The organism is Evansella halocellulosilytica (genome assembly GCF_002335745.1).
Taxonomy (GTDB): domain Bacteria; phylum Bacillota; class Bacilli; order Bacillales; family Salisediminibacteriaceae; genus Bacillus_CA; species Bacillus_CA halocellulosilytica.
This window is the reverse complement of the sequence record NZ_NIST01000001.1, coordinates 3,402,400-3,409,159: the sequence shown is the minus strand read 5'-3', so window position 1 is coordinate 3,409,159 and position 6,760 is coordinate 3,402,400. Positions and strand designations below refer to the sequence as shown.

The following is a 6,760-nucleotide window of genomic DNA, read 5'->3' as shown; positions in this document are numbered from 1 at the left end:
TTTCTTACCTACAGTCAAGTGATTTTTTCTTTTTTGTTTATGTTAGATGGAATTAATTTTGAGTGGGAGGGGTACCCCTCCCACTCAAAATTAATTTACGCATACCAAATAGACCTGACGAGTTACATTTTTTCGAAAGGCCATGTATGGTATAGTATAAATAACTATTTACGAACAGTTTTATGCTGCTTCGTAATTATAGGTGATGTTGTGTGTAATTAGATGAAATGCCACTTTCAAAAACTTATTCACACACGCAATTGACGCAACTTTGTGGGGTTTTCCTTGAGGTTGCGTTTTTAATTTGTCGTAGTACTCTACAATATGATTGTTAGTCTTCTTACGAAGTTTAATCATTGTCTGAATCATAAAGTACAAGATTTTTCGTAGCTTGTTATTTCCTCGTTTATTTATTTTATCTTTATAAAATGTATGGCCAGATTGATAACGCATGATATCAATCCCAACATATGCATTCAATTGTTTGTGGCTTTGAAAGCGTCGTAGATCCCCAAATTCTCCAATTAATCTTACAGCTGTAGCTTCACCAATCCCTGGAAATGAAAGTAAAACCTGATACTCGATACGTTCTTTGGAAAGGTCAACCATCTGTTTTATAAGTTGTTCTTTTTTCTCTTTTAAATCTGTAATACGTTTGGCATAATCACGTATTTGTTCACATCTAATATCTTCTTTCGAAATTGCTGGATAAGAGTCTATTGCTGCGTTAAGTAGCTCTAGAGCCTTTGCTTCGGCACGTGTAAGGGATATATTCTTTTTTGTATTTGCTTTTATTCGGTTTCGTATCACGGTTTTTGAACATGCCAATACTTCCTCTGGGTGTGGGTAAAGCTGAACGATATTTAAAAAGAGTGCAGAACGTTTGGAAAGGAGATGCTCTAATTCAGGGAAACTTAGCTGTAAAATAGCGTGCATACGGCTATATAGGTTTGTTACTTCACTAGCTAATTCATCATAATAACGTGTTAGTGCACGCATTTGTTTATAATAGTTGTCTTCCTGATATGTCGTTGAACGTTCTATTCGAAAGTGGGATTTAGCGAGCTCATGAGCATCACTTTTATCCGTCTTATGACGGCGCATCGAAGCCGTTTGTAGATTCGCTTCTAACGGACTAACTCTATGATAGGTGTAGCCTTCTGTTTGAAAGAAGTATTCTAATGGTCTTGAGTAAACTCCTGATGCTTCAAATACAATTTCAGGTGCTTGACCATCCAGTTTAGTCATTTCACAAATCTTATCATTTAAGGCTTTAAAGGACGATTTATTATGATAAATTTCGCCTTCAAATTCACATTTCTTATAGTGGTTATAGATAACCATTGTACTTTTCCCCATACTAACATCGAACGCCAGTACATGTTTCATATCCATTTCTCCTTCTCTTGCCAATCATAGAAGCCCTCACATTGCCTTATCGATTCCACTTTCTTTTACTCGATCTCTATGGACCCAACATACTAAACTGATTCAAATAAGGGTGTGAAGTTGGCCGGTTTAAAATACGGACTCTTAAATGGTCCTAGAGGCTGGTCGGCCTTACTTCACTTCTACTATAAAAAAATAGTAGCACAAACCCTGGCCTGGGTCTGTACTACTAATGTTAGTATGTTTCATTTCGCCCTATAAGGGCACTTTACCACCAGAGTCCCTTAAGGAACCTTATTAATTCGGTCCCTGGCAAAGAAGACACCGTGAATACGAACAAAGTGAAGTAAGAGCAGATGTCGCACTTGTGCCCCTGGGGTGAAAGCAAGCAAATGCTTTTGCGAAGAGTAACCGCAGGAGCACTGTTTTTCTGCGACGAGCAAACAAAGTGGCGCAGGAGCACTGTTTTTCTGCGACGAGCAAACAAAGTGGCGCAGGAGCACTGTTTTTCTGCGACGAGCAAACAAAGTGGCGCAGGAGCAACGAGCGATTCTTCGCTGAGTTCACCACGAGCTGCTTCGACGCATCCCCTTCATCGATTGTTCTTGCAGAGGAAGAAGCACAGTACACCTCCCATCTATTCGTACTTTTAAAGATATCTCATGATTACACCCCTTAAAGGTTTATATTCACACAGGCAGAGCCTGTGTTTAAAAAGACTATAATAAAAAAGGATAGTCAGCTCTCTTAATGGACTAACTATCCTGTGGTTTATAATCATAATATAAATATGACTACTATGTTATGTCCTTCTTTCTTCTTCAACTAACGCAGGTTCGTTTTAAAATATCGTTTGCTAAGAATAGTTTAGCTTTTCTTTTATATTGTTTATAACGACTTTGATACTTACCTTTTCAGTGTCTATGTACTCTCCAAAGTTGTGTTCTTTATAGGCTTTCAAACATTTCTCAGTTTGTTGGAAACACCAATTTCCTTCTTCCTCTCCACGTTGCCTTAATCTTTCGTAAATTGTTTCTTTACTCGCTGCCAAACAAAAGTGATAAGTTTGTTCATCAATACATTTGAAACCATTATAAATGTAATGAAAGTATTCTGGTTTCCGAATAGTCATAGGTACTATAAGGTTAATCTTATATTTAGTAATTATACGTTTAGCCACTTCAACAGTTAATTCTTTCCACAAATGCAAATCTTGAAAATCGTCTGTTTCTGCTTCAATTCTTTTTATTTCCTCTGGAACAACATTTCTCAACATAAAACCTATTTCTTCAGGGTCATATATCATACTATTTTTTATTTCTTTTTGAAGTTCATGAGCAATTGTGGTTTTCCCCACACCAAAGGCTCCATTTATCATAATTATCATTTAATTACCACCTTTATCTTTCCAATTCGATAGGTAACGGAACATTAACTATTGCCCGTTTGGGCATGTAAAAGAATCTGTTTCCTCGTCATATTCCCAATTGGCAGAGTTGAAATTGTTATTTTTATACCTCTTTTTCTTCTCCTTACGGTACATATTATACGTGATAAATGGGATGCACTCCCGATTCATTACATCTTCATAATTCTGTTCACTGCCATACCCTGCATCAGCGACAATGTACTGGGGCAGCTTAAAGAAACTTTCCTCGATCTTATCCAGAAATGGAATAAGAGTGCGTGTGTCTGTTGGAATTACGAATACATCGAAAGCAAGCGTATATTCCCCTTCTGTTTAATTTTATCAGAAGGTGTCCTTTTTGTATTAAAAAATAAGTTGATTGTAGCGAAAGGTGCGAGACGCATTCGGGAAAATCATTCGGCGAAGATCCCGCAGGGTGGTTTTCCCGAGGAAGCTGAGGCGATGCCAGAGGCAAGCGAGCATCTTGTAGCGAAAATCAACGGCACAAAGTTTAGCAGAGTATAAAAATAAAGAGAGGCACTCCACCTAACATTTGGATGAGAGCCTCTCTATTTTTTATTTACTGGGTTTTGTCCCAGTCTCTTCTTCTTAACTGGTTTTTGTTCCTGCCTGTTTAAGATCATCATTCAAAGTATACAACTTCCACGTTATAAAGTATCTGAAGAACCTTATGTGATCATCATATTTTAATTAGCAAATACATGATTTCCGATACTCATTGTTACGGTTCTGCTATTTACCCACGTTGAAGTTGCAGTTTCTGGATTCCAAAAGTAAATAGCTCCATTAGTTGGATCATGACCATTAATTGCCTCTTCTGCTGCTCTTACAGCTTCTTCATCTGCAGCACGTTCAATATGACCATTTTGTACTGGTTCAAATGCAAAGATTGTCCCATTTTCATATGTCTCATTGATCACATTACTGATCGTAGATGGGAAGTCAGAATGATCAACACGATTCAAGACGACAGAAGCTACCGCTACTTTACCTTCATATGGCTCCCCTTCTGCCTCAGCATGAACAAGACGTGCTAATAAATCTAGTTCTTCTTGAGAGTATTGGTTCATAGTTTCATTTGCATGCTGTGTAGAAACGCTTAGCACTTGACCTGGATAAATGACATTTGACTCGATTCCATTCATAGTTTTTAACTGGTCGACAGACATACCATACGCCTGTGAAATCTTCCATAACGTATCATCAGATCTTACTGTATGCTGATCATTTCCCTCACCCGGGATTGTTAATGCTTGCTCTGGATAGATCATATTGTTTTCTAAACCATTTGCATTTTTTAATTGATCGACTGTAAGACCATATAGCTGACTGATTGACCATAATGTTTCATCTTTTTGTACAATATGCGTTTGACTATTTGCATAAACTGAAGTACTCATGAATAGTATGACAGCTGTAAAAAAACTTACAGATATTATCTTCTTCATTTATTTGTCCCTCCCATAATTTTGCTATATCACATGGTAAAGGACGATTATATATTTGTCTTTAGTAGATTTATAGAAATGTTTCTAAGATTATCCATCATTTTGTTATTTTTCTTAATCTTTTGTATAATATAACCATCACTGCCGAATTTTCGGCAATAGAGATTATTTTTCGGCACATTATCATAGGGGGAAAATATGTTTGCATCGGATGAGAATACGAAAGAAATGCTAGAAGCGATTTTACAATCGATAGATGAAGGAATCCATGTCATAAATCGCGATGGGATTACGATCTATTATAATGAAATTGCTGCAGACCATGACGGTTTAGAAAAGAAAGATGTAATCGGAAAACCATTATTAGAGGTGTTTCCTTCCTTATCCAGCAGTACGAGTACAATGTTGAAAGTTGTTAAAACAGGTAAGCCTATTTATAATCAGCCACAAACATATCGTAATATAAAAGGAAAACTGATTGATACGATCAATAGCACGATCCCTGTTATTGTAAATCAAGAGGTTTTAGGGGCTGTCGAAATAGCAAAAGATTATTCAAGAATTAAAGAATTATCAAAAAAACTAATTGATTTGCAATCAGAAATGAATGAACGTAAAACAAAACCACAGGTCGTCGAACAGAAACAGCCACATTATACGTTTTCAAACATATTGTCTTCTAACGAAAAGATGATGTCTATTATAGAAAAAGCGAAATTAGCAGCTAAAACAACTTCCCCTATCCTCGTATACGGGGAGACTGGAACAGGTAAAGAACTTTTTGTCCAAAGCATCCATAATGCATCCAAACGATCATTGGGTCCTCTTATTTCACAAAATTGCGCAGCAATCCCACCGAGCCTTCTTGAAAGTATCCTATTTGGTACGACAAAAGGGAGCTTTACTGGGGCTGAAAATAAAGAAGGTTTATTCGAGCTTGCTCACGGTGGTACGTTGTTTTTAGATGAAATCCATACACTTCCGTTTGACCTGCAAGCAAAATTACTTCGTGTATTAGAAGACGGTATTATCCGAAGAGTAGGTTCAACTACAACGATCCAAACGAATGTACGAATTATTACAGCTACAAATGAGCCACCACAAAAACTCATTCATGATGAAACGCTGAGAAAGGATTTATATTACCGCTTAAATGTCGTCTCGATTTCAATTCCTCCATTACGTGAGCGAATAGAAGATCTTCCGGAACTTATTTCTTTCTTTATGAATGAATTTCATAATTATTGGCCCTTACAGGCCAAGGGTTTCAAGACATGAAAAAAGGAGTACCTCCCCAAATGTCGAATTTAGTAAGTAACGAGCAAACTAATTCGAAGGGGGAAAGACTCCTATGTCTATTGTACGACAAGAAAGTCTTTTTAGCATGCAAATTTTATTTGATTTAGAACCTACCCAACGTTACGATGAGATTTTTTCAGCCATTAATATCCATCCACTCCTTACCGTGGTATCAAAAAAATCCAATTTAGGCAGGCCCGTTAAATTAAACTATCCTGCCATGATTCAAGCACTTGTAGTAAGACTCGTTGAAAGAATTCCTGAAATACAACTTCTCATTAAACGTTTAAACTCGGATCTTAAGTTTAAGATAGATTGCGGTTTTTTAGTATCAGATCCTGTTCCTTCGGAAGCTTCGTTTTCAAGGATGATTACAAAGATCAAAGATACAAACGTTCTTGAAGAGGTCAATTCTCAAATAGTACTTGATGCGATTCAAGAAGAATTTATTACGAATTCCAATATCGCCATCGACTCTGGTCACTTTGAAGCGAGAGATCAGGCTCCTTCCAAGAAAGAAGAGAAACCAAAGCCTGAGCCAAAGAAACGTGGGCGTAAATCAAAGGCGGAACGCGAACAATGGTTAAAAGAGAAAGAAGCCATGGAAGCCTCTTTGTCCATTTTTGAAAAGAAAATTGAAGATCAGCTAGACGTTTCTTATGATGAACTTCATGGTCAGCTGCCTCTTGACCCTGCATGGGGCGTGAAGAAAAACAGTGAAGGTAAAAATGTGTTTTGGTACGGGTATAAAGGCCATTTGGCTGTGGATACAAAAACACAATTTATTCTCCAATCGACGATTTCTTCAGGCAGCCTAAACGATGGGAAAGCAGCTATCCCTTTATTAAAAGGAATAGAAAGTAACTTTCCGGAACTTAGGATGATCTTTGTCCTAATGGATGCAGGGTATGATTACGATGCCATCTATGAACAAGTCCATCGAATGAAAGGGCATTCCATCATTGCTTACAACAAAAAGAATGAATCAGAGCCAATTGGGTTTGATGAGAATTTCGCTCCAACCTGTGTCAGAGAACATTCGTATCGATATGATAGCTTTGATCAAAAGTATCAAACGCTAAAATATACTCGTCCAAAGGAATGTATAGACTGCCCACTAGCTGATGATTCCTTATGCCAAAAGGTTTACAAGATAAAAATAGAGTCTGATTTACGGCGGTATAGTGCACCTGCA

General features: G+C 37.3%; 5 protein-coding genes and 1 pseudogene. 2 read left to right on the top strand and 4 right to left on the bottom strand.

Annotation, left to right across the window (positions count from 1 at the left end; translation table 11 throughout):
• Nucleotides 1–180: 180 nt before the first annotated feature.
• From CD001_RS16385 to CD001_RS16370, 4 genes and pseudogenes are all read right to left on the bottom strand, one after another.
• Nucleotides 181–1,389, bottom strand: a complete 1,209-nt coding sequence (locus CD001_RS16385; RefSeq protein WP_096188719.1) for an IS110 family RNA-guided transposase — start codon at nucleotides 1,387–1,389, stop codon at nucleotides 181–183.
• 856 nt (nucleotides 1,390–2,245) lie between these two features.
• A complete protein-coding gene (locus CD001_RS16380; RefSeq protein ID WP_096188718.1) occupies nucleotides 2,246–2,776 on the bottom strand; it encodes an AAA family ATPase in 531 nt (176 codons plus the stop codon).
• Nucleotides 2,777–2,827: 51 nt separating this feature from the next.
• Nucleotides 2,828–3,130 (bottom strand): annotated as a pseudogene (locus CD001_RS16375) (transposase); the annotation flags it as partial.
• A 374-nt stretch (nucleotides 3,131–3,504) separates the two neighbouring features.
• Nucleotides 3,505–4,266, bottom strand: coding sequence for a cell wall hydrolase (locus tag CD001_RS16370; RefSeq protein WP_096188717.1), 762 nt, complete (start codon nucleotides 4,264–4,266; stop codon nucleotides 3,505–3,507).
• Nucleotides 4,267–4,464: 198 nt separating this feature from the next.
• Here CD001_RS16370 and CD001_RS16365 point away from each other — a divergent pair, with 198 nt between their 5' ends.
• Together CD001_RS16365 and CD001_RS16360 are read left to right on the top strand one after the other, a co-directional pair.
• Nucleotides 4,465–5,544, top strand: a complete 1,080-nt coding sequence (locus CD001_RS16365; RefSeq protein WP_096188716.1) for a sigma-54 interaction domain-containing protein — start codon at nucleotides 4,465–4,467, stop codon at nucleotides 5,542–5,544.
• Between the two features lie 73 nt (nucleotides 5,545–5,617).
• On the top strand, nucleotides 5,618–6,760 hold a 1,143-nt coding region (locus CD001_RS16360; RefSeq protein ID WP_257009838.1), incomplete at its 3' end, for a transposase.

Excerpts from the sequence above, each read along its gene's own strand:
- CD001_RS16385 (WP_096188719.1), bottom strand. The coding sequence starts at position 1,389 with ATGAAACATGTACTGGCGTTCGATGTTAGTATGGGGAAAAGTACAATG.
- CD001_RS16365 (WP_096188716.1), top strand. The coding sequence starts at position 4,465 with ATGTTTGCATCGGATGAGAATACGAAAGAAATGCTAGAAGCGATTTTA.
- CD001_RS16370 (WP_096188717.1), bottom strand. The coding sequence starts at position 4,266 with ATGAAGAAGATAATATCTGTAAGTTTTTTTACAGCTGTCATACTATTC.
- CD001_RS16380 (WP_096188718.1), bottom strand. The coding sequence starts at position 2,776 with ATGATAATTATGATAAATGGAGCCTTTGGTGTGGGGAAAACCACAATT.